Source organism: Evansella halocellulosilytica (assembly GCF_002335745.1).
Lineage (GTDB): Bacteria > Bacillota > Bacilli > Bacillales > Salisediminibacteriaceae > Bacillus_CA > Bacillus_CA halocellulosilytica.
Genome location: NZ_NIST01000001.1, coordinates 18,939 through 41,749 on the forward strand (window position 1 = coordinate 18,939; position 22,811 = coordinate 41,749).

The window sequence follows — 22,811 nt, forward strand, 5'->3', positions numbered from 1 at the left end:
TTACTCACTCCTTGAAGAAAGCTTTAAGTTCAACCATGTTACGAAAAGCAAGAATGGGAATATAAATAGTGAAAGTGTAGCCCCATAACCTACATAGTTAAACTCAAAAGACTGTTGCCATACATATTTAATCGCTACTAACGTACTGTTTCTTGGTCCTCCGTCTGTTAATACATCAACAATAGCAACAACTTGGAAAGACCCGATAATCGACATCACCATACAATAAACAGAAATCGGCATGATCGTCGGAATCGTAATTCTCCAAAATTTATGCCAACCGTTTGCACCATCAATTTCTGCTGCCTCGTAATACGATTTCGGAACCCCTTCAAGACCAGCGAGGAATATTGGAATATTATAAGATGCTCCACGCCACGCCCCGACAAAAATCAAGATCATCATTGCCCAAAACGGATCTAACAGCCAGTTAGGTGGTGAACTAAATCCAATCGTCGTTAATATGTAATTCATAATCCCTAAATTGTGATCAAAGATCCATAAGAAGATCATTGCTGATACAACATCTGAAGTTACAGCAGGCAAAAAGTAAAATACTTTATAAAAGCGTCTTCCTCTAAAAGCTCTGTTTAGTAATACAGCGATTAGTAATGCTGCAAATAACCCAAGGAGCATGGAACCTAAAGTATAAATCATCGTATTCCCAATACTTTTCCAAAACATGCCATCTGACATTAAACGTGAGTAGTTATCTAATCCTATAAATTGTGGGGAATCGGGTAATCTATAGCGATGAAAACTTAGAAAGACAAGATAAATAATTGGAACAAAGGAGAATGTAAATAGTAATGATAATGCTGGAAATACAAACATATAAGAACCAAGATAGTCTTTCCACCGGTTTTTCTTTTTCACTTTTGTTGGTAACGGCAATTGCTTTACAGTTTCTGCAGAACTATTTTGCTTTGGTATCATTAATGTCACTCCTAAAGATAGAGGAGGGTATACGAAGAAGTTTGTATACCCTTCCTAAATAATCTCTTTATCCATTACTGAGCTTCTCGTTCAAATGCTTCTTCTGCTAATCTTTGAGCTTCATTAAATGCCTCTTCAACGTCATCACCATCAAATACATTTCTAAACGCTTGGCCATGAGCATCATTTGCTTCTGGATAAGCTTCTAAGTAAAACTGTTCAGCATGTGGTAACGTCTCAACAAATGGAGTTAATAATGGATCATCGTAAAGTTCATCTTCATATAAGTGTTCTTTAACTGGATGTCTCCCCATTTCAGCAGCCATTCTGATACCGTACTTGTCAGAAATGATCCATTTCATTAGTTCAAACGAGACTTCTCTGTTTTCAGAACCTCTAGGTACGAACATACTTCCTCCACCTGCTACAGATCCTTGGTCATTACCAGGGATTGGTGCAGTTCCAACTTTGTCATACATATCTGGAAATTCATTTTCAATACGAGAAATATCAAATGGTCCTGATACAATCGCTGCAGCACGCTCATTCCCAAACATTGCTACAGGATGATCTGATTGTCTAGCTTGAGCTGGCGGAATCGGTGCAATTCCATGCACAGTAGCCACCTCAGTGTAAGCTTCTACAACTTCTAGAACCGTTTCATTGTTTAAATCTGGCTGTAATTGACCGTCAACCTCTTTTAGAACATCTCCACCTTGGGCAACAATCCAACCTTGCAGCCCCCAGCCACTTGCGGAAGGAACAAACCCATACACTCCATCGTCAGCTACAGCTTTCGTTACTTCAGTGAATTCTTCTAAAGTTGTCGGAGGTTCTAGACCTTTTTCCTCAAACATTTCTGTGTTATAAAGATAGAACGTCGTATTAATATCAATCGGAACTCCGTATTTTGTTCCTTCCCAAGTCACGTTATCTACTGCACCTGGTAAAAATTCTTCTTCAATACCCCACTCTTCCCACAGATCATCAACTGGCTCTGCTAATCCTTGACTTCCCATAGCAAATGCATGCTGGTGAGCTAAATCAGGTGGAGCTCCACCATTGACAGCTAAACGAACTTGGTTTTGCATATCTTGCCATGTATGACCTGCAGACTCAACTGTAATGTTTGGATATACTTCCATAAACTCATTGATTGCACCAACAACAGGATCTTCCTCTACATAATCTGCCGCTAACCAAACTTCAATAGTTGTATCTGGAAGGTTAGCAATGTCTTCATTGTACTCTGGTAAACCTTCTGAAACTAAGTCACGATCTACAGCAGAGTCTTGATCTTGTTCTTCATTTTGGTCAACATCATCATTACCACTATCCGTTTGACCACTTTCTTCTGCTTCAGAACATGCTGTGAACAATAACAAACTGAAAGCTAAAACAATAGACAGAAAGAAAAACCTTTTCATACATAAGTCCCCTCCTATTTTTTATTGCTTTCGAACTCTACTTCCAATGTTTAAACCGGTTTAATCATTCATAAAAAAATATATTTTGGTTCTTTAAATATGTCATAATTAAACCGGTTTAATGAAAGCGGTTACTTTTAGAATTTACTATATATTCTGAATATAGTCAATGTAGTTATTTGATAATTATAAAAATTATATTGGGCGCTCATATTTGAGATTCTATTTCATTTCTAAACTTTATCCCTTCAGATATTTCTCTATTTTTTCTAAGTTTTGCAGACTTACACTTAAACTATCAATTGGACTCCCTTCACAATCATCTTGTTCCACGACATACCATTCAACACCGTTCTTTTGTCCCCACCAAAGAATTGATTCAAAGTCGATTGAACCTGTACCAATCTCTGTAAAATAGTCTCTGCCATCCGTTGTCATATCCTTTAAATGAATATATAGAGTTCTCCCTGTATACTTTTTAATAAAAGCTAATGGATCGCGTCCTGCTTTTTTAATCCAGTACGTATCAATCTCAGGATAGATAAAACGATTTCCAGAAGGCTCTAGTATATACTCCAACGCATTCTTCCCGTCGACCATCGTTTTGAATTCAAAGTCATGGTTATGATAACCTACTCTAAACCCTAAAGGTTCAAGCTTTTGTATAGCTTCTAGCAGTTCTGATTTTGCTTGTTTATAACCTTCTTCATTTTGCATTGACTCTTCCATATAGTGACAAAAAATATCTTTTGATTTGAACAAAATCGCCTCTTTGATAACATTATCCAAATCATGCTTCATCCGGTCTAGCCCAATATGCATTCCCGCTGTTTCAAGCCCGGTCTCGTTTAAAACTTCAGAAATCTCTTGAGGACTGTACCCGAACAAACCATCAATCTGAACAGCTTTCCACCCCCTATTCTTCAATTCCCTTAACACTCCTGGAAAATCTTCTTTTAACTCGTTTCGAAGTGTAAATAACTGTGCAGCGAATTTCACCTTAGCCATCATTCCTCCCTTACAAATATTTGATCTTCTTTACCTTGAATCTCTTAATAAATCAAGCCAGTCCATATCATGTTTCGATAAAGTAATATTGGCACCTTCTACAGAAGATAACAACTCTTCTTTTGTTTCTGGCCCGATGATTGCCGCAGTAGGAAATGGCTGATTCACAACATACGCTAAAGCGATTTGAATAGGTGTAACCTTCTTTTCCTCCGCTAAAACAGAAGCTCTATGAAAACGCTCCCAATTCTCCGGACTATAATATACTCGAACCATCTCTCGATTGGAACGATCTTCTGGGCTAAATCTCGCTGAGAAAAAACCACCAGCTTGTGATGACCAAGAAAAAACAGGCAGTTGGTTTTCCGCATGCCAATCGATTCCTTTTTTATCTAATGAGATACATCCCGGCCAACGTGGTTCATTACATTTTGCTAGACTTAAATTTGGACTATTAAAAGTGAATCCAACAAGTCCATTAGCTACAGCATAATCATTCGCTTCTTGTATCCGTTCATTTGACCAATTCGATACTCCAATTGTATGGATACATCCTGTTTCAATATGTTCGTTAAGCGCTTCGATAATAGGTCCGACTTCCACGTTAGGATCATCACGGTGCAAGGCATAAAAATCAATGTAATCCGTTTTTAATCTATCTAAGCTTTCATACAAATCTTTCTTTACCAAATCTCGATTCACTCTATTACCAGGTTCACCATCATCTGGATGTGCTCCCTTGGTTATAAGTTGAATCTGATCTCTTTTTTTACTCTTTTCCAACCATTCTCCAACTACCTCTTCACTTCCTTCATATTGGTGAGCAGTATCAAGAGTATTTCCCCCAGCTTCTAAATAAGCATCGAGCATTCCACATGCATGCTCTAATCTGTCTGGGTAAAGATGAGCAGTCCCCATAATTAGGTTCGTACATTGTTTTTCTATTCTCTTTTTTCCAGTTGGTTGATGAATTTGTACTAGTTGCAACAGAAAACCTCCTTCTAGAGAGACAATCTATAATGTTACTTGCACTTCTTTCCCCCCCTGCTATATTAATAGAATAAATATTCATTTTTAGAAAATGCTCTTGCACGACCATTAAACCGGTTTAATGATCTTCAAAAAAAGAGAGTTGCAAAGACCTATATTATGAATATGCTAAAAACATTATACCTTTAAGAAACAGTGTATTTCAATAATATTTTTTGAATATTTCAATTTTTCAAGTGGCAGAACCTCTAGATTGTTAACAACAAGGATTATTTATTCGATTTATTTTTTTATGGCTTCACATAGGCCTTTTCCATAAGGTACCATGCATCGTTTGTTTAGAAACTTCTACAATTCTTTCCGATGTAATAAATGGCCTCTTTGGCAACATGTTTTCACCTAAGAAGAAAGCTTTCGCAACCCCTCTTACTGTCACTGAATGTGCCTCGCCGTTATCAATAAAAGTTGCTCGTATTTCTTCAATATCCTCAATTACTGTGTGTTGAGGAAGTTTAACCGTAGTGGAAAAAGGACCGTCTTCACCGGCATATGCCAATTCATGATTATAAAATACAGAACTATACCAATGCTGGTCATTCATAAGTTTGACTTGAATATCTACTTTGCCTAGATTTCCACTTTCACCAGCCGTAAATTTACTTGTTTGGATATAAATGTAGTAGAGAGGATCTCCTAACTTTTCTTTTTTGGGTTCGTGTAGTACTTCAATCAGTTTTTGACGTTTTATTTCTTTTGTTGCAATGACATATGTCCAAGGGTTGCCATTCATAACAGATTCTCTATTTTCATCGCGCTTAAGACATTGGATTGGTTTTAATAAATAACGGTAATCAGATGTGACTTCATCAGAAAAATTCCCGTTTTTTGTTGCAGTTTGCAAAACAGGATGGTCTCCGAGACCTCTATTACCTTTAAATTCTTTTACAACATGATCCGCCCCTTGAAACACTTCTCCATTCTCTTCGTCAGAAATCCTCTCTCCAAAACCGTTAACTCTTACTTTGTACGTCCACTCAATATCTGTAGTTCGACCCCATTTTGACAGTAAAGCATTAGCTTCTGTTCCATCATCTTCATGGCTGAAAATTGTATGGTATTCAAGAGTCATAGAACCGTCCTCTTGTTTATCACAATAGTAGAATGATGTAAGAGGTGTATCGGTATATACACTTTCATATGGTGAATCAATGTCACGACCATAAATTAAAGGAGCATTCTGATAAAAAACAATATCCGGGTCTGACTCTTTTACTTGCCTAATTTCTACTTTATGAACTTCTGCAGAGGAAATCTGAGGTGAAGACCGAACGTTTTGAAATACAAAAGTCAGCTCATGGTTACCTCGAGGTAAGCTGCCTAGTAATCTCTCATAAGTAAAGACTTCTTCCCCGTAAAAGAGGATTAAATCTTGGTTATACTCTCCATTCACAAACAATCTAACTAATGCAGACTCTCTATCTTTAGCTCCCCAATCCCCTCCAGGTACTCTGCTAACAAAATCAATGACCGTTTCTCCCTTCTCCTCTATAGTAAAGGTTACAGTTAAACTCTGTACTTCATTCAATTGGAGTGGAGAATCCGAATATGAAAAAGAAGTAATATAGTTTTCCATGATAGTACCCCTCCTAAGTAACTTTCCGTTTCGGGTGACAACGTCTTCACTTAATCGCTATCATTCAACCTTGCTTTCCTGATAAAAAATCAATACAGCAGCCCCCAACCATGTATCGACTTGCAACCTAGAAAGTATAATTTCTGTCTTTCCTCCTCCAGGACTTATTGAATGTTCGTCTACATAATTACGAACAACGTTTATGGAAACCCAACATTTGAACCCATCTCCTTATATGATGACCTTTTCAGGTTGAAGAATCTTTATTAACGACATACATCACATGCCAATACACAAATATATCATCAACTATATTCTTTATGATAGAATGCGGACACTTCTTTTTTCGAAGGGACTCACCTTATCCTTTAGATCCTGTTAATGCAATACCTTGAATGAAGTATTTCTGTAAGAACATAAACACAACGATCATCGGAGCAGTCGCCATGAGGGCGCCAGCCATTAGTAGTGGATATTGAGTATTATATTGTCCCTGGAAGGAAGCAATTCCGATGGATAAGACTCTCATGTCATCCGAGTTTGTTACAATTAATGGCCACATAAAATCATTCCAAGTTGAGATAATAGCAAAGATCGCTAAAGCAATCATTGCTGGTTTTGAAAGAGGCAAAATGATTCTCCAATAGATGCCAAAGAAAGAGCATCCATCAATTTTTGCTGCTTCATCCAGCTCCCGCGGAATAGACATGAAGAACTGACGAAGAAGAAATACCCCAAATGCACTAAAAATCCCAGGAGTAATTAATGCATAAAATGTATCTATCCAGCCAAACTCTCTCATAACAACAAAACTAGGAATCATCACAATTTGCGATGGTACCATTAAAACTGAAAGAATCAACACAAATAAGACATTCTTTCCTTTAAAATTCATTCTAGCAAAAGCAAATGCTGTCAAAGAACAAAAAAAGAGCTGACCAATTGTTCTTCCCATTGTCATTAAAATTGTATTCCAGTAGTAAGTTAAAAAGTTTACCTTCTCAAATACCTCTGAAAAGTTACTAAACTGAAAACTTTTTGGAATAATTGTTGGTGGAACTTGCATCGACTCTGAATATGTTTTCAACGAAGTAGATATCATCCAGAAAAAAGGGATGATCATAATAAAAGCGCCAACAATCAATATGACATGAATAAGCAGATTTTTATAATTTATCTTTGCTTTCAAACGATTTCCTCCCATTAATAATGCACCCACTTTTTCTGGAAATATAATTGAATGATTGTTAGAAATAAAATAATAATGAACAACATAAACGCCTGTGCTGATGCATATCCCATATTAAAATATCTAAATCCATGTTCCCACATGCTATATACAATCGTCCGTGTTGGGTATAACAATCCAACATTTTCACCCATCATCATATATACAAGGTCAAATACTTGCAGTGAGTTAATCATCGAAATTACAAGGACAAAAAATAAGCTAGGAGATAATAAAGGTAATGTTATGTAAAAGAACTTTTTAATGTCATTAGCTCCATCAATGACCGCAGCTTCATAATATGATTGTGGTATTCCTTGTAAGCCTGCTAACAAAATGACTGTACTATTCCCTACAGTCATCCAGACACTTGCAATAACAATAGAGACTAAAGCCAACCTTTCATCAAAAAGCCATGCTGGCTGTGGTAAATTTAATAAACTTAACGAGAAGTTTAATAATCCGTATTCTGAGTTATATAACCATCTCCAAACCATCCCTACAGCCACTGGCATTGTAATGACTGGAATAAAGTATAGCGTTCGGTAAATGACCATTCCTTTTATTTTTTGATTTAATAACGTTGCAATTAAAGTTGCAATAACGATCGAAGTAGGAACAGATAAAATCGTAAAAACAAATGTATTTAACATTGCCCGAAGAAACGTTTGATCTTGGAAAAGGTTAATAAAATTAGTTATCCCACTAAAATCAGGAGCAGATAACCCATCCCATGTTGTAAAGGATAGATAAAAAGACGCTACAGCAGGTATAAGAAAAAATATACCTAACCCTAACAAAAATGGTGATATAAACAAATAAGCCAGAAGTGATTCCTTTGAGAATGTCTTCTTTTTTAGGATGACTGTTTTTTTATTAGATTCCGTTACTGTCTGATAGTTTCCCAATCTTCCCACTCCTTTTTATAAAGAATAGGCAGAGCACTCTGCCTATTCTTTATAATCCTTCCATTATTCATTCGCTAATACTTCATTCATATGAACTGCCATTTTTTGTACAGCTTCTTCAAGAGTTTGCCTCCCTAAGAACGCGTCCTGTAACTCCTTAATCTCAACATCCTGCCACTCAGCTGAATTTTTGGAGTTAGGTGATGGTACTCCAAATTCTATGCTGTCGATAAAGACTTGAAGATCTACTGATGGGATAGATTCTAACCACTCACCTTCTGTTCCTTCATAGGCAGGTATACTGAAACCTGACTCTGCAATGTTCTTATTTGCTGTTTTGTTCGTTAACGTTTTAACTAATTCCCAAGCTAATTCAGCTTCTTCAGTATTTTCGTTAATTACCCAGCTAAGCCCATGAACAATCGATGCGCGTTCCTCACCTGCAGGCAATGGAGCTACTCCTAAGTCTTCACCGAGCATTTCATATGCTGCAGGCACATTAACAGAGATAAGTGGAATCATGGCAGCTCTTTCAGATCCAAAAATTTGCTCTGGTTCTGTTTCCATTTGCTGTTGGGCTGTCGGTGAGATTCCTTGATCAATTAAATTCTCCATCCATTTAAATGCTTCCAGAGCTTCAGGGAGGTCAAATCCAGATTTTGTCTTATCTTCATTGATGACATATCCCCCTGCTTGATGAATCAAGTTATAATAACCTTCTTGACGTTTCACTTGTGCAACATATCCATAGACGCCATCTTCCTCTGAAGTTAGTTGAGCACCTACTTCTTCAACCGTATCCCATGTCCAAGTTTCATCAGGATAATCTACCCCCTTCTCATCAAACATTCTTTTGTTATAAAACAAGGCAATTGAGTCTAAAAAATGAGGCATTCCATGTAAATTCCCCTCATAACTGTAGAGCTCTAGTAAGGATTCAGGATAAACACTTGTATCGAAGTTCTCCTCTTCGATAAATGGCTCTAAGTTTTTAATAAATCCGCTTGATGTGTATTGATAAAAGTTTGCTCCATTAATCCAGAATACGTCTGGTCCACTACCACCAGCCAAACTCGTTCTTGTTCTTGTCCAGTAATCTGACCATGGAGTATACGTAACATTTACTTCAACATTAGGATTCGCCTCTTCAAACTCTTCAATAGATAAATCGATTACATCACTTACTTCTTCATCCCAAAGTGCTAAATTTAAGGTTTTTGTAGTACTATTGCCCTCTGTCTCTGCATCTCCACCACAGGCTGCTATTAATAGAATGAACAGAATGAACACACCAAATGCCTTCCTTGTATACGGTTTCATATATTCCCCCCCTATTAAATAAAACGCATTTCATTTATTACATGTATAAATCTGATTGGTTGAGCTTTCGGAATTTCTCCTTATAAATTTCTTCTTCTTTCTCTACCATTTGCTTTAATCTTTCAAGGTACTTTTCACCAAATGAAGTAAAAGAAAGACTTTGACTCTTATGAGCATCAGCTGCTTCTTTTTTTATGTGAAAGGTTTCTTTCACATCCACTGTATAGTTAGGCTCGTCAGTGTGAAATAAGTATGTTTCTGACACATCATGCGGTTCTAACCCTTCCATTTTATGCTCGGGGTAATACCATACACCATCAGCTAAATATGCTGCTTCAACTGCGATGAACCCAATTGTACGGTGGTCTGAATGAGGGTCCCATCTTTTCCATGGGTCGAAGCTTATAACGATATCCGGCTTTACTTTGCGAACTACTTTAAATACTTTTTCTTTTACAGATGACATATTTTGTTCTAGTGTCCCATCTTCAAACCCTAACCAAATTACACGATTAATTCCAAGCACTTCAGCTGCATCTTTCATTTCCTTTTTCCTCATGTTCGTAATCTCAGAAGGTTTAACATTCACATCATGTGTTCCTTTATCCCCATTTGTTGCGACGACTTGAATGACTTGATTGTTTCCTTGACTTAACTTCGCAATGGTCCCGCCACATGCCGTTTCATCATCTGGATGGGCTACAATAACTAGGACAGTTTTATTTTTCATCAAATAAACTCCTCCTTTTTATTCTTACTTAACGAGATATTTTTCTTGTGATGATATTTTGAAATCTTTCTGAATTGTCCGGGGCTAATCCCAATAAGTTTCTTGAATGTCCAGTGAAAATGAGTAACATTGTTATAGCCAATGTCTGATGCAATTTCCGTTACACTTAGTGAAGTATTTCGAAGCATTTCTCGGGCAGTTCGGACTCTTTTAGAAGTAATAAATTCAATGAGGGAAAAACCTAGTGCTTTTTTAAATTCACGACTTAAGTATGATGGATTTACGTTGAGGCTTTTAGCTACCTCTTCTAAATTAATATCTTCTTTATAATGACTATCAATATATTCAAGCATATTCTTGACAACTTTTTTCATCGGAAGCATTTGGTGACTTTTAATTAAGTTAATCTGTTGCTCATTTTTATACGCTCTGTTTAGTTCAATTAAAAGCCACTGCAATATAAGTGAGGCCATATAATTTGATCGGTTGTCTCCATTATCAGTTTCCTCAAACATTTGATCGAAGAGAAACATTATTTTCTTATGAAGAGTCGCATTCACCTTCAATTGATGGGAGAAGTCTGCTGGTCTGTCAAAGAACAAATTTAATAGTTCTTCGCATTCATCATTATTTGTTTTTGTAAAAAGGTTTGGGTCAAACATGATAATGATTGCTTTAAAAGACTGTCCGTCAATTAATTGACTTTTGTGCAGTTCATAATTTCCTAATATAAATAAATCGCCTGTTTTAAACGTGTAGCTCTTATCTTCAATGAAATATGACCCTACACCATCTAAAACATAAAAAATTTCTAAGTACTCATGCCATTCAAATGGCATTTTCCAGTCCCCTTCATTTTCATCAATAAATATTCTAAAACGAAAGGGCTCTACAAATGTTTGAAGAGATTTAGGCAATTGTTCATTCATACCATCCCTCCTTAACATATCGAATGAAAAGTATTTTTAATTTTTATAATATACAGTAAATTCTAGCGATAGTTCCAAAGTAAGTCTAATGAAATTTTGATAATAAATTTAGATATTTTGACTATTATTTTCTATTTTTTCACATCTATCTCTATGATCATGTTATTTACAATCTCAGCTTTTGTAGGAGCACCTGTATAACCGCCAACCGATGTAACACATGCTCCACCACAGTAATTTCCGATCTTCAGGCATTCAAGTGTTGATTTATTGTTTAACCAGCCGTATAAGTAGCCAGCAATAAAACAGTCTCCCGCTCCCGTTGCATCTACAACCTTCTGATATCCCGTTTTACTCTCATATACTTTCCCTTTATAATGAGCAATTGCTCCAGCTTCACCTAGTTTTATAACAATGTTAGGAACGAGTTCAGCTAAGGCATACAATGCTTCATATTTATCTTTTTTGCCTGTAATTAAACTGGCCTCAGATAAGTTAGGAAGAAAAATATCTGATAAGGCTATTTGCTCTTTTATTTGATCTGAAGTCAGCCATTCTGGGTCCCACCCTGTATCGAGACTAATTAGTTTTCCTCTTTGTTTAGCTTCTAGTAACATTTCAGTATGACCTGGCTCAGAACTTGCATAAAAGTGAAAGAGTTTTGCTGTACTTTCATGAATGACTTTTTCAAGGTGCTGATGATAATCACTAACCTCTACCTTTTCACCATATGAAACAAATGCTCGATCGTTTTGATAATTCATCGCAACAGATATTTGCGGCAATGTTTTATCGACTTTATAAATAAGGTTCGTACATATCTCTTCTGCTTTTAATTTAGAGTATATAATGTCTCCCCAAATATCATTTCCGATTGGAGTGACAATCCCAACATTTACACCTAACCGGGATAGTGCTGCTGGAGAGTTAATTGCTCCTCCTGCAGTTACATCCATCCCCTTTGTCCACACCTCTTCTCCTAATTTTGGAAACGATGGTAGACCATGGAAAATAATGTCACAACAAACGGTCCCTACAACCACTACATCATGATTAGACATTTGCCTTCTCTCCTAAATCATCAAATTGAGGTAAATATTCTTTATGCTGGATCAAATAATCATTCACCACATTACGTGCAATAGTATAAGAATTTACTAAAGGATGAATGGTCAATGCAATAATTGCTTTTTCTACATTACCTTCAATTGCAGCTTCAATTGTTAACCGTTCATATTGTTTAATCGTAACAAGTAATCCCTTTACAGAAGAAGGAACTTCCCCAACAGCTAAAGGTTTTGGCCCATTATTGTCTAATAGACATGTGACCTCTATGATATCTTCAGCTTTCAACTCTGGAATTACACCGTTATTCATAACATTTAATATTAATTCTTTCTTTTTATTATTTACAATTGATGATAATATCGACATCGCCAGCCCTTCATAGCCTTCAGACTCCATGTCACCTAATGTTTTATTTTCCTTACCACCCGTTTCTGCAGTCATATACGTACTATTTCTTTCATTCATAACTTGTTTATAAATACAAAGTGACTTTTTTATATCTCCTTTATTTTCTATCAGTTGCTCAAGTAATGCCCGGTTTAACTCGGCAATTTGTTCCCCTCGAGTGTTTGTGCTATCGCTCATATTTAACACAGCTTGATTTTGATAATAGTAATAAAATAAGTACTCGTTTGGCAGAAGGTTCAATGAACTTATTAATTGATTAGAAAAACACTTCATATGTGGATACACTTCAATAAAATCCTCATAGTTGTTTATGATAAACTCCATTTGATTTGTCCCATTTACAAGTACTTTGTTAACCCAGCCTAAGTGGTTTAGCCCAAAATAATTAATATACACATCTTCTTCTTTTTGATTTAAATATTGGGCAATGCCTATTTTCATAGACGAAGGTGCATCACATATTCCAATCACCTTCAACTTCGTATACATTTGTAAGGCCTCCGTAATTAACCCTGACGGATTTGTGAAGTTAATGACCCATGCTCCTGGTGCTTCATCTTCTATGACTTCAGCAATCTCTAGCATGGCCGGAATCGTTCGCAAAGCCATTGAGAATCCTCCAGCTCCTGTCGTTTCTTGACCAATCACACCATGCTTTAACGCGACTCTTTCATCTATAACCCGCCCTTCTTCTCCTCCAGAACGGATTGCGGTATAAATAAAATCTGCACCCTGTACAGCTTCTCTTAAATCTGTTGTAAGTTTCACTTGAAATGGATTTTTTTCATTTGAAACTATATGTTTTACTAGTTCACCTATAATCGACAGTTTCTCTGCATTAGAATCATAAAGAACTAACTGATCGATGTATGTTTCATCCTGCCAACGAATTAAGCCTTCAACCATAAGTGGAACTCGAACACCTGCTCCTCCAATAAGTGTCAACTTCATACAACCACTCCTCTCAAACAAAAATCTAAAGATACATTGATCTTATATCATTCACTGCAAATAAACTAAGGATGTTTTTCACAAATGTTTAGAATTTTTGACTTCAGTATTTTATTAATTCATTATTTAATCGTGTAGGTACTTCCTTAATCGGTAATTCTAGTTTAAAGCAGAGTGACGAGTTAGTTTTAGACACGCATATCCATGATTTTGACTTTAAAAGGTGGTGTTTTCGAGAAGTAGAGGGTAAGCAAGGAGTTTATTAGAAGAAATAACAGAGAAATAAACTATGCGATAGTTATCATAACTATCTCAAAGGAATCATAAATGAAGAAGGTGACTCATTGTGTCTGACCATTTTTTTGAGTCACCTTCTCCGCTTTAATTACTTCACGTCGAACCTCTAATAATTAACTCCGGAGAATATAACAGTTGTTCACTTTTATTTTTAGGATGCTTAATTTCCTCCAGAAGCAGATCGACGATTTTTTTCCCCATTTCCTCAATTGGCTGAGCAACCGTCGTTAACGGAGGGACTGTCGTTCGCGATAAAATTGTATTATCGAAACTGATAATTGCTAAGTCAGATGGAATATTCAAACCTTTCTCCTGTGCAATTTGGAAAGCTCCGATCGCGAGTAAGTCATTGACCGCGAAGATGGCACTAGGCTTATCTTTTTTGGTTATTAGCTCTTCTGCACATTTACGTCCGTTACTTACTGATGCATCTGTCAAAATGATATTTTCCTCATCTACACTCAAGTCATAATCTTGAAAAGCATCTTTGTAACCATAAATTCGTAAATTACTGCTTCGGACATTTTCTCCAATTAATCCAATGTTCTTATGCCCTAAAGAAAGCAAATGAGATGTTGCGAGATAACCGCCTTTATAATCGTCTATCGATACCCCATGAACTGAAAACGAAGGGTTATAATAAGCAATCATGGCAAGTGGAATTTTGCCTTCAACTAACCGATTTAGTAGATCCTTATTACGAAAACCAGAAGATAATATAAAGCCATCAACTTGCTTCCTTAAAAGTAGCTCAATGTATTTGCTTTCTTTATCTTTGCTGTAATCCGTGCTGCACATAATGACACTTAACCCTAGTTTATGAGCTCTGTCCTCAATATGCCTTGCAATCTCTGCAAAAAAAGGGTTAGAAATATCAGGAAGGAGAAGTCCGATTGTATCAGTCTTTTTCCCTGTTAACGCTGAAGCAACTAAGCTTGGATAATAATTTAGTTCCTCCATTGCCTTTAAAACACGTTTTCTTGTATCTTCACCGATTCTTCCTGTATTGTTAATAACTTTAGAAACTGTTGCAATCGATACGTTAGCTTTTTCTGCTACTTGGTAAATTGTCACTTTCATATTTGTCCACTTCCTGAAATGATATTATTTCAAGTATACATGATCTAATAACGATAAAACAAAGCCTAGCAACCACTCGCTATAAGGAAACTTTAGCTCTATCTAATTACATCACACTATGACCAAAACCACTACGTCCTTCATGTAAATTACTGCTGCTATATTCCCGTATGATCTTTAATATATTTTCTTGCAAGTAATGCATATTCAAAAGGATTTGCCTTTTTCGGGTCCTGTTCAGCTTCAACTACCATCCAGCCTTTATAATCAAGCTTTGCTAATGTATCAAAAATCGGCTTATAATCAATTTGCCCATCTCCTGGTACAGTAAAGGTCCCCTCTTTTACTGCAGTCAAGAAACTCCAATTTTCCCTTTCCACTCTTTCTGCTACATCAGCTCTTACATCTTTTAAATGAATATGCTTAATCCGAGAAAAGTGTTTTTTTAAAACAATTAAAGGGTCTTCACCAGAAAAAACAAGGTGACCTGTATCATATAATAAGGACACTAGTTTAGAATCTGTCATCTCCATTAAGCGGTCAATTTCCTCAGACGTTTGTACGCCAGTTCCCATATGGTGATGGTAAACAAGGGACATCCCTTTTTCATTCGCTAATTCACCTAACATATTTAATCCGTCAGCTACTTTCTGCCATTCTTCTTCAGTAAAAAGAGGTTTTTCAAGAAATAACGGTCTATTCATCTTTCCTTGAATACTATTACCTTGTTCTGAGATGACGATGACCTTCGCATCCATTTCATCCAGAAAGTCCCGGTGCTTCATAAATCCATCAACAGTTTCTTGAAGCGGAGCTGAAGTTAAATGCGCACTAAACCATGCACTAGCAATTTCTAAGCCTCGTAAAGAAAGTGCCTTTTTTAGCTCCTCAGTATCACGAGGATATTTGTTGCCAACCTCTGTTCCAGTAAATCCAGCTAATGCCATTTCACTAATACATTGCTCAAATGTATTCTCTCCTCCCAATTCTGGCATATCATCATTCGTCCAGCCGATTGGCGCGATTCCTATTTTGACTTCTCTTGGATTAAACATAGCTTCTCACCTCTTCACTGTACATTAATATTTTCGTGCCTTCTTTAATTCTTCCAATCTATCATGATGAGCTTGAACAATTGATTCTTTTTGTGAGGTTTCAGCTACCCCGACATTCCACCAAGAATCATAGCCATTTGTCATTGTTTTCGGAAGAACCTTGATATCTATTAAGGTAGAAACATCTTGCTTTTTAGCATCTTCCAATGCAAACAATAAGTCATCAATAGTCTTAACTGAGTATGTTTTCACCCCATATCCAGCTGCACTCTGAGCGAAGTCAATGGAAATAATCTCACCTTCCAAAGCATTCGATTCTTTATTCCGCTTCCTGAATTCCGTTGCGAAACTTCCCATTCCGTTTGACATCTGTAAATTATTAATACACCCGAACCCAGCATTATCTAATAGTAATATATTAATTTTTTTGTCTTCTTGGAGGCTTGTAACTAGCTCTGAATGAAGCATCATGTAACTACCATCACCTACTAGTGCATAAACCTCTTGATCAGGCTGTGCCATCTTTACACCAAGGGCTCCAGATATTTCATAACCCATACAAGAATAACCGTACTCCATATGGTAGGTGTTCGGCTTACGGTTTACCCACATTCGTTGCAAGTCACCAGGTAAACTTCCTGATGCACCTACAATGATTGCATCCTCATCAATGTGTTTGTTAATATGTCCGAGCACTTCTGTTTGTGTCAATGTAGAGTTTAAAGCTTCAGTATATTCAGAAAGTATTTCATCTAAATGTCCGCTAACTTCTGGATTGAAGTCCTTCTTGTCGAAAGAAACTTCATACAGACGGTTCAGTTCTGTTTCCCAATCCACTTTTGCTTTTTTAATTTCTCCTTCATATGACGATTGATAGCCATGCTCTTCTAAAAGCTGGTCTATTGCAATTAATGATTCACGTGCATCAGCAACAACCTTTACAGCATCTAGTTTCCCTGCATGGAATTCAGAAACATTAAGCATTAAATAATCAACATGTTCATTTTGGAAAAGTTGTTTTGAAGCAGTTGTAAAGTCTGTTAAGCGAGTACCGATACCAATAACTAAATCCGTATCTTTTGCTAACCTGTTAGCCGCGAGATTTCCGGTAACACCCACACCTCCTACGTTCATTGGATCTGAACTTTCAACAGCACTCTTGCCTGCCTGCGTTTCACCAAATGGAATGTTATATTTATTTGCGAAGTTCTTTAACGCTTCCCCAGCTTCAGAGTACCGCACACCACCGCCGCAAATAATAAATGGCTTCTTTTTACTTGTAATTAATGAGAGGGCATCACCTAATTCAAGGGCTGTCGGTATTCTTCTGTCGATCCGGTGTACTCTTTTTTGGAAGAAGTACTCTGGAAAATCGTATGCTTCTCCTTGCACATCTTGCGGCAGGGAAATTGTGACAGCTCCAGTATCCCCTTGGTTCGTCAGTACTCTCATGGCATTGATCAGCGCTGACATAACCTGTTCTGGACGATTGACTCGGTCCCAGTACTTACTCACCGGCCGAAGAGCATCATTAGTAGATAAAGTTGAATCATGTGTTTGTTCAATTTGCTGTAAGACTGGATCTGGCTGTCTACTTGCAAAGGTATCCCCTGGAAGAAGCAATACAGGAATGTTATTCGCTGTAGCTGTTGCGGCTGCTGTTACCATGTTCGCTGAGCCAGGTCCAACTGATGACGTACAAGCAATCAATTGCTTGCGATGTTTTTGTTTTGCATAAGCGATTGCTGCATGAGCCATCCCTTGCTCATTTCGCCCTTGATATACTTCTAAGTCTCCACAGTCCTCTTCTAATGCTTGACCTAAGCCGACGACATTTCCGTGACCAAAAATCGTAAAAATCCCTTTAAATGCTTTATGTTGTTGTCCCTCAACTTCAAGATATTGTTCATTCAAAAACTTTACTATAGCTTGAGCTGTCGTCAAACGCATCCTCTATCACCTCGTCTTCGAATAGTTATATACTTAGAGGAAGCCGGATAGATTGACCTACCCGACTTGCAGTTTTTATGTCCAACGCGATGTTAACATCTTCTTGCGAGTATAGAATTCTACACCGTCATTTCCATTCGCATGTAAATCACCGTAGAAAGAATCTTTCCAGCCTGAGAATGGGAAAAATGCCATAGGAGCTGGAACTCCAATATTTACGCCGAGCATTCCTGCATCAATTTTTTCACGGAACTGACGAACTTGACCACCGTTAGTTGTAAAAATACAAGCGCCGTTTGCAAATCGAGATTGATTTGAAAGTTCGATCGCTTCAGATAAGCTTTTTACTCTTGATACAGATAGAACAGGTGCAAAAATTTCATCCTGCCAGATTTTCATTTCATTCGTTACTCCATCAAAAATTGTAGGTCCGACGAAGTATCCTTTGTCTTGTGCTCCGACATCATTTCGTCCATCACGGACAAGTCGCGCTCCTTCCTTTTCCCCTGTCTCAATGTACTGTAGTGTACGTTTTTTATGATCTTCACGAATGACAGGACCTAAAAACACATCATCTTCTAATCCATTACCAATCGTAATTTCATTTGATTTTTTCACTAATAAATCAATGAATTCATCAGCTACTCCTTCTTCAACAGCAACGACTGCACATGCCATGCATCGCTCTCCAGCTGAGCCAAACGCAGCGGTTAAAATTTGTGTCGCTGCATTTTCCAAATCAGCGTCATTTAAAACGATCGAGTGGTTTTTCGCCCCGGCAAGTGCTTGAACACGTTTTAAGTTTTCCGTTCCTTTTTTGTACACATATTCAGCTACTGGTTGGGAACCGACAAAGGATACAGCTTTAATTTTTTTATTCTCTAAAATACCATTTACAACATCACGAGCTCCATGGACAATATTAAGCACGCCATCTGGAAGACCTGCTTCTGCAAATAGTTCTGCTAGTCGGTTTGCAAGTAATGGTGTTCGTTCAGAAGGCTTTAATACAAAAGTATTTCCAACTGCAATCGCTAACGGGAACATCCAGCACGGTACCATCATTGGAAAGTTAAAAGGCGTAATGCCCCCAACAACACCAATAGGATAACGATACATGCCAGACTCAAGACCATTTGATATGTCTGGAAGCTGTTTTCCCATCATCAAGCTTGGTGCTCCAGCAGCAAATTCAACACATTCAATTCCCCGTTGAACTTCTCCCTGTGCTTCTTTTAGGCTTTTTCCGTTTTCTGTTGTAATAATTTTAGCAAGCTCATCCCAATGTTCTACGAGAAGTTGCTGATATTTAAATAGAATTCTTGCCCGTTTGGGGACAGGAACCTCATTCCATGATTCAAATGCTTTTTCAGCAACCTCTGCTGCATGGTCTAACTCTTCAAACGTAGAAAGGGGAACATAGGCAATCACTTCTCCTGTAGCTGGATTGTACACTTCTTCTGTTTTGCACGTTGATTCAACCCACTGTCCACCGATATAGTTTTTTAATTGTTGAACTGACGCAACCCCCATAATAATGCCTCCTAAAATAATTATTGATTAAGTGATCCTGAGAAACGTTCGCTTAAAGATGCACTTTTTCTGCTGTTTTCATAAACTCATTGATTTCATCTACTGTCGGCATCGCATCTGAGCAGCTATGTTTGGAAATAACAATAGATGCAGATGCACTTCCAAATTCCATTGCTCTAGGAATGTCCCAGCCTTGCAATAATCCGTATATAAAAGCAGATGCATACGAGTCTCCAGCACCAAACGTTTTTAGCACTTTTGATTTAAAAATGCCGCCACGGTGCGAGAGTCCATCTGCTGTGTAGGCGATGGATCCTTCTGATCCATGTTTAATAACAACGATTTTTGCATTATAATCAAACCATCTTTGGGCTGTTTTCTGATCATCAGACTCATAATCTTTTATAAACTGCTCCATCAAATCGAATTCCTCTCGTGTTCCAATAATGACATCGCACTTTTCAGCAGCCAAACTATAATAAACCGCTGTTTCATTTGAAGAATTCCATGTATACGGACGATAATCTACATCAAAAATCACTGTGACATGATGTTTTCGTGCATACTCAAGTGCAAGAAAAACAGCCTCTCTTGACGGACTCGCAGCAAGTGCTGTGCCTGATACGAGTAATACTTTTGCCTGCTTAATGTAATCTTCTGATACATCATCGGTTGATAATGTAAGATCGGCTACATTGTCCCGGTACATGAGAATGCTGCAATCTTCTGGACTAAGAATCTCTGTAAATGCTAAGCCCGTTACGGCTCCTGTTTGGTCAACAGACACATTGGATGTGTCGATCTCATTCTCGTTCAAATAATTCGTAATAAATCGCCCCATTTGATCGTTTGAAACTTTACCAATAAATCCAGCGTTAAGTCCGAGGCGACTCGATCCGATCGTAATATTCGCAGGAGAACCACCTACATATTTCGTAAATGTTTTCGTCTCCTCCATTGGACGATGTATTTCGTTTGCATTTAAGTCAACACATAATCGGCCAATTCCAATAATATCGATAGGCCTGTTTTGCACGAAACTCAATCCATTCATCATTATTAGCACTCCTTTACTTCAGCTTGTGGACTTTAAACAAACTTGTTTAATTCCTTTTTCACCCTTAGTTTACTGCTTTATTTCGTTTCCATCACATTTTCAAAAAGCCATTCATGATCAGGGTCATTGTTGAATTTCCACTTTCTTATCGGACCTGCCATTACGTTTAAGTAGTATGATTCATACCCAGGAACAGCTGATACGGGGTGATATCCTTCAGGAACTAAAACGACATTTTTGTTTTCTACAGCGAGTGTTTCATTTAACGTTCTGTCATCGTTGTACACTCGCTGAAAAACAAAGCCCTGTTCTGGATTAATCTGGTGATAATACGTTTCTTCTAAATAAGTTTCATGCGGAAAATTATCTTTATCGTGTTTATGCGGCGGATAGCTAGACGTATTTCCATCCGGTGTATATACTTCCACAACTAGTAAAGAATCAGCTGGTTCATCTTCTGGAAGAATATTATGAATTTTTCGAGCCATTTTGCCGTATCCGCGGTCAGCTGTTCCAACATCTTGTGGCTTAATTAAGCGCGCTTCGAACGTTCCTTTACCAGGGGATGCACAAATAGCCAACTCTAAATCAGTTAACGCGGTTACTTCATATTGGTCATCATTTGGGACATAGACAGAAAATGGAGGAATTTTTTCAAAAACGCTCATTCTCTCCCCAATCTGATTAAACTGTTCCTTTGAAGTATGCACATTGGCTTTACCAGTTAAAAATACGAGACAAACCTCATTGCCTTCGGTTTGTTTATTAAGCTTCTCTCCCTGTTTTAACGAATACACTTCAAATCCAACATAATCCCAGCCAGCTAATTCCGGGGTAACAGATAAAATTTTTCCATCTTTTTCTGGGGATGAAGGCTTTACAATTAATTCGGACATGTTTGAATTCCTCCTGTTTTTATTAAATACCTTTATTAATAACTAACTGAACATTAACAACCAGTGCTCAACTGACATTAATCAAATAGCTTTAAAAAGTTTATCCTCAATTTCAATGATTTTCACAGAGCGATTTTCTCGCAAAGAAAGGTTTGCTGCATGTGCTAAAAGCTCAGCTTGGAATCCGTCCTCACCACTGCATCGAACTGGCTGGCCAGTCAAAACCGCTTCAACAAAGGAATGAAGTTCTTCTATAAATGCACCATGATAACGATCGAGAAAGAAATACTTTGGCTTATCAATGACAATTGATTGATTTGTACTAATTTCTACATTTGTTAACCGTTCATTGTTTGCACTGGCAGCACCTTGACTCCCAAATACTTCTATTCGCTGGTCATATCCGTATTCTGCTTTTCTGCTATTATCAATAACCCCGAGAGAACCATCCTCAAAAGTTAACGTGATAATTGCAGTATCAATATCATCACATTCGCCAATTTCCGGATTTACTAAATTAGCACCTTTTACGAATACCTCTGTTACTTTCGACCCTGATAAATACCTCATCATATCGAAGTCATGGATAGTCATGTCGATAAACAATCCACCTGAACGTTCAATGTAAGATTTTGGTGGTGGCTCTGGGTCTCTAGAAGTAACTTTTAAGATATGTGGTTCCCCAATAACCCCTGCATCAACCGTTTCATAGACTTTCCGAAAATGTTTATCAAATCGTCGGTTAAATCCGATTTGAAATTTCACGTCTGCTTCAGCTACAGCTTGCAGTGCTTTCTTTGTTTCTTCAATATTGAAGCTGATTGGTTTTTCGCAGAAAATATGTTTCCCTGCAGCAGCTGCCTCAATAATGATTTGGACGTGTGAATCGGTAGAAGTACAAATTAAAACTGCATCAATTTCTTTATTCTCAAGAACTTTTGTGTAATCAGTCGTTACATAATTCACTGCTTTTTCTAGATTGGATCCTTTAATGTGCTCAAGGTTCACATCTGAAACAGCAATGAGGCTCGCTGTATTCATTTGCAAAATGTTATTTGCGTGCAATTGACCAATTCGCCCTGCTCCTATAATTGCAAGATTTAACTTTTTCAATAACAACAACCCCTCCATGTCTTTAATGCCACTATTTTTCCTTCTTTTCTATTTAGGGGTAAGCGCTTTATCAAAGTTTACTCTTACCCTCTTTTTTTCCGTGTTATTAATCTTTCTTTTTCATTAAATCGCTATTTTTTGATGTAGATTTTTTTTTTTACTGAAAATTAAAGTCATTTTTTGAAGCCGCGGTATGATTTTTGAAAGGTGAAAATACTATTTCATTAATAGTTGATGAAAGAATAGCTTTCCTCCCCTTTTAATGCCTACTTTCTGATGAAACAATATTTTTCC

Annotated in this window: 19 protein-coding genes; all 19 read right to left on the minus strand. The window is 37.3% G+C overall.

Translation table 11 applies throughout. The annotated features are described in order from the left end of the window. A complete protein-coding gene (locus CD001_RS00065; RefSeq protein WP_096185569.1) occupies positions 1-936 on the minus strand; it encodes a carbohydrate ABC transporter permease in 936 nt (311 codons plus the stop codon). A gap of 74 nt (positions 937-1,010) precedes the next feature. Next, positions 1,011-2,363, minus strand: coding sequence for an ABC transporter substrate-binding protein (locus CD001_RS00070; RefSeq protein WP_096185571.1), 1,353 nt, complete (start codon positions 2,361-2,363; stop codon positions 1,011-1,013). A 240-nt stretch (positions 2,364-2,603) separates the two neighbouring features. Next, positions 2,604-3,371: a sugar phosphate isomerase/epimerase family protein gene (locus CD001_RS00075; protein ID WP_096185572.1), complete on the minus strand. Its 768-nt coding sequence runs from the start codon at positions 3,369-3,371 to the stop codon at positions 2,604-2,606. Positions 3,372-3,401: 30 nt separating this feature from the next. Then, the gene (locus tag CD001_RS00080) at positions 3,402-4,358 is read right to left on the minus strand and encodes an aldo/keto reductase (protein ID WP_306454048.1); all 957 of its coding nucleotides are present in this window, start codon (positions 4,356-4,358) and stop codon (positions 3,402-3,404) included. Between the two features lie 301 nt (positions 4,359-4,659). Next, positions 4,660-5,994 carry a hypothetical protein gene (locus tag CD001_RS00085; RefSeq protein WP_096185574.1) on the minus strand — a complete coding sequence of 445 codons (1,335 nt, stop codon included), beginning with the start codon at positions 5,992-5,994 and terminating at the stop codon, positions 4,660-4,662. 361 nt (positions 5,995-6,355) lie between these two features. Continuing rightward, positions 6,356-7,198, minus strand: coding sequence for a carbohydrate ABC transporter permease (locus tag CD001_RS00090; RefSeq protein ID WP_096185575.1), 843 nt, complete (start codon positions 7,196-7,198; stop codon positions 6,356-6,358). Continuing rightward, on the minus strand, positions 7,198-8,139 hold the full coding sequence (locus tag CD001_RS00095) for a carbohydrate ABC transporter permease (protein ID WP_407081087.1): 942 nt from the start codon (positions 8,137-8,139) through the stop codon (positions 7,198-7,200). The genes CD001_RS00090 and CD001_RS00095 overlap by 1 nt, the downstream gene beginning before the upstream one ends. 54 nt (positions 8,140-8,193) lie before the next feature. After that, on the minus strand, positions 8,194-9,450 hold the full coding sequence (locus CD001_RS00100) for an ABC transporter substrate-binding protein (RefSeq protein WP_096185579.1): 1,257 nt from the start codon (positions 9,448-9,450) through the stop codon (positions 8,194-8,196). Positions 9,451-9,487: 37 nt separating this feature from the next. Continuing rightward, entirely contained in the window at positions 9,488-10,180 is a 693-nt protein-coding gene (locus tag CD001_RS00105) for a PIG-L deacetylase family protein (protein WP_096185581.1), read from the minus strand. Next, positions 10,180-11,109 (minus strand): AraC family transcriptional regulator, encoded by a 930-nt coding sequence (locus CD001_RS00110; RefSeq protein WP_179298537.1) that lies wholly within the window; start codon positions 11,107-11,109, stop codon positions 10,180-10,182. Before CD001_RS00110 ends, CD001_RS00105 begins: the two co-directional genes overlap by 1 nt. A gap of 131 nt (positions 11,110-11,240) precedes the next feature. After that, positions 11,241-12,170: a carbohydrate kinase family protein gene (locus tag CD001_RS00115; RefSeq protein ID WP_096185584.1), complete on the minus strand. Its 930-nt coding sequence runs from the start codon at positions 12,168-12,170 to the stop codon at positions 11,241-11,243. After that, on the minus strand, positions 12,163-13,536 hold the full coding sequence (locus CD001_RS00120) for a 6-phospho-beta-glucosidase (protein WP_096185586.1): 1,374 nt from the start codon (positions 13,534-13,536) through the stop codon (positions 12,163-12,165). The genes CD001_RS00115 and CD001_RS00120 overlap by 8 nt, the downstream gene beginning before the upstream one ends. 390 nt (positions 13,537-13,926) lie before the next feature. Next, on the minus strand, positions 13,927-14,913 hold the full coding sequence (locus CD001_RS00125) for a LacI family DNA-binding transcriptional regulator (protein ID WP_096185587.1): 987 nt from the start codon (positions 14,911-14,913) through the stop codon (positions 13,927-13,929). A gap of 158 nt (positions 14,914-15,071) precedes the next feature. After that, entirely contained in the window at positions 15,072-15,968 is an 897-nt protein-coding gene (gene iolE / locus CD001_RS00130; RefSeq protein WP_096185589.1) for a myo-inosose-2 dehydratase, read from the minus strand. Between the two features lie 24 nt (positions 15,969-15,992). Next, a complete protein-coding gene (iolD, locus tag CD001_RS00135; protein ID WP_096185590.1) occupies positions 15,993-17,918 on the minus strand; it encodes a 3D-(3,5/4)-trihydroxycyclohexane-1,2-dione acylhydrolase (decyclizing) in 1,926 nt (641 codons plus the stop codon). Between the two features lie 75 nt (positions 17,919-17,993). Beyond that, the gene (locus CD001_RS00140; protein WP_096185592.1) at positions 17,994-19,451 is read right to left on the minus strand and encodes a CoA-acylating methylmalonate-semialdehyde dehydrogenase; all 1,458 of its coding nucleotides are present in this window, start codon (positions 19,449-19,451) and stop codon (positions 17,994-17,996) included. 52 nt (positions 19,452-19,503) lie between these two features. Continuing rightward, positions 19,504-20,505, minus strand: a complete 1,002-nt coding sequence (iolC, locus tag CD001_RS00145; RefSeq protein ID WP_096190430.1) for a 5-dehydro-2-deoxygluconokinase — start codon at positions 20,503-20,505, stop codon at positions 19,504-19,506. A gap of 80 nt (positions 20,506-20,585) precedes the next feature. Beyond that, complete coding sequence (gene iolB / locus CD001_RS00150; protein WP_096185594.1) at positions 20,586-21,404, minus strand: 5-deoxy-glucuronate isomerase; 819 nt, start codon at positions 21,402-21,404, stop codon at positions 20,586-20,588. Between the two features lie 81 nt (positions 21,405-21,485). Beyond that, positions 21,486-22,517 (minus strand): inositol 2-dehydrogenase, encoded by a 1,032-nt coding sequence (iolG, locus tag CD001_RS00155; protein ID WP_179298538.1) that lies wholly within the window; start codon positions 22,515-22,517, stop codon positions 21,486-21,488. Positions 22,518-22,811: the final 294 nt, after the last annotated feature.

Excerpts from the sequence above, each read along its gene's own strand:
- CD001_RS00125 (WP_096185587.1), bottom strand. The coding sequence starts at position 14,913 with ATGAAAGTGACAATTTACCAAGTAGCAGAAAAAGCTAACGTATCGATT.
- CD001_RS00105 (WP_096185581.1), bottom strand. The coding sequence starts at position 10,180 with ATGAAAAATAAAACTGTCCTAGTTATTGTAGCCCATCCAGATGATGAA.
- CD001_RS00065 (WP_096185569.1), bottom strand. The coding sequence starts at position 936 with ATGATACCAAAGCAAAATAGTTCTGCAGAAACTGTAAAGCAATTGCCG.
- iolC (WP_096190430.1), bottom strand. The coding sequence starts at position 20,505 with ATGAATGGATTGAGTTTCGTGCAAAACAGGCCTATCGATATTATTGGA.
- iolD (WP_096185590.1), bottom strand. The coding sequence starts at position 17,918 with ATGCGTTTGACGACAGCTCAAGCTATAGTAAAGTTTTTGAATGAACAA.
- CD001_RS00110 (WP_179298537.1), bottom strand. The coding sequence starts at position 11,109 with ATGAATGAACAATTGCCTAAATCTCTTCAAACATTTGTAGAGCCCTTT.
- CD001_RS00120 (WP_096185586.1), bottom strand. The coding sequence starts at position 13,536 with ATGAAGTTGACACTTATTGGAGGAGCAGGTGTTCGAGTTCCACTTATG.
- CD001_RS00075 (WP_096185572.1), bottom strand. The coding sequence starts at position 3,371 with ATGGCTAAGGTGAAATTCGCTGCACAGTTATTTACACTTCGAAACGAG.
- CD001_RS00140 (WP_096185592.1), bottom strand. The coding sequence starts at position 19,451 with ATGGGGGTTGCGTCAGTTCAACAATTAAAAAACTATATCGGTGGACAG.
- iolE (WP_096185589.1), bottom strand. The coding sequence starts at position 15,968 with ATGTTTAATCCAAGAGAAGTCAAAATAGGAATCGCGCCAATCGGCTGG.
- CD001_RS00090 (WP_096185575.1), bottom strand. The coding sequence starts at position 7,198 with ATGGGAGGAAATCGTTTGAAAGCAAAGATAAATTATAAAAATCTGCTT.
- iolB (WP_096185594.1), bottom strand. The coding sequence starts at position 21,404 with ATGTCCGAATTAATTGTAAAGCCTTCATCCCCAGAAAAAGATGGAAAA.
- CD001_RS00100 (WP_096185579.1), bottom strand. The coding sequence starts at position 9,450 with ATGAAACCGTATACAAGGAAGGCATTTGGTGTGTTCATTCTGTTCATT.
- CD001_RS00070 (WP_096185571.1), bottom strand. The coding sequence starts at position 2,363 with ATGAAAAGGTTTTTCTTTCTGTCTATTGTTTTAGCTTTCAGTTTGTTA.
- CD001_RS00085 (WP_096185574.1), bottom strand. The coding sequence starts at position 5,994 with ATGGAAAACTATATTACTTCTTTTTCATATTCGGATTCTCCACTCCAA.
- CD001_RS00115 (WP_096185584.1), bottom strand. The coding sequence starts at position 12,170 with ATGTCTAATCATGATGTAGTGGTTGTAGGGACCGTTTGTTGTGACATT.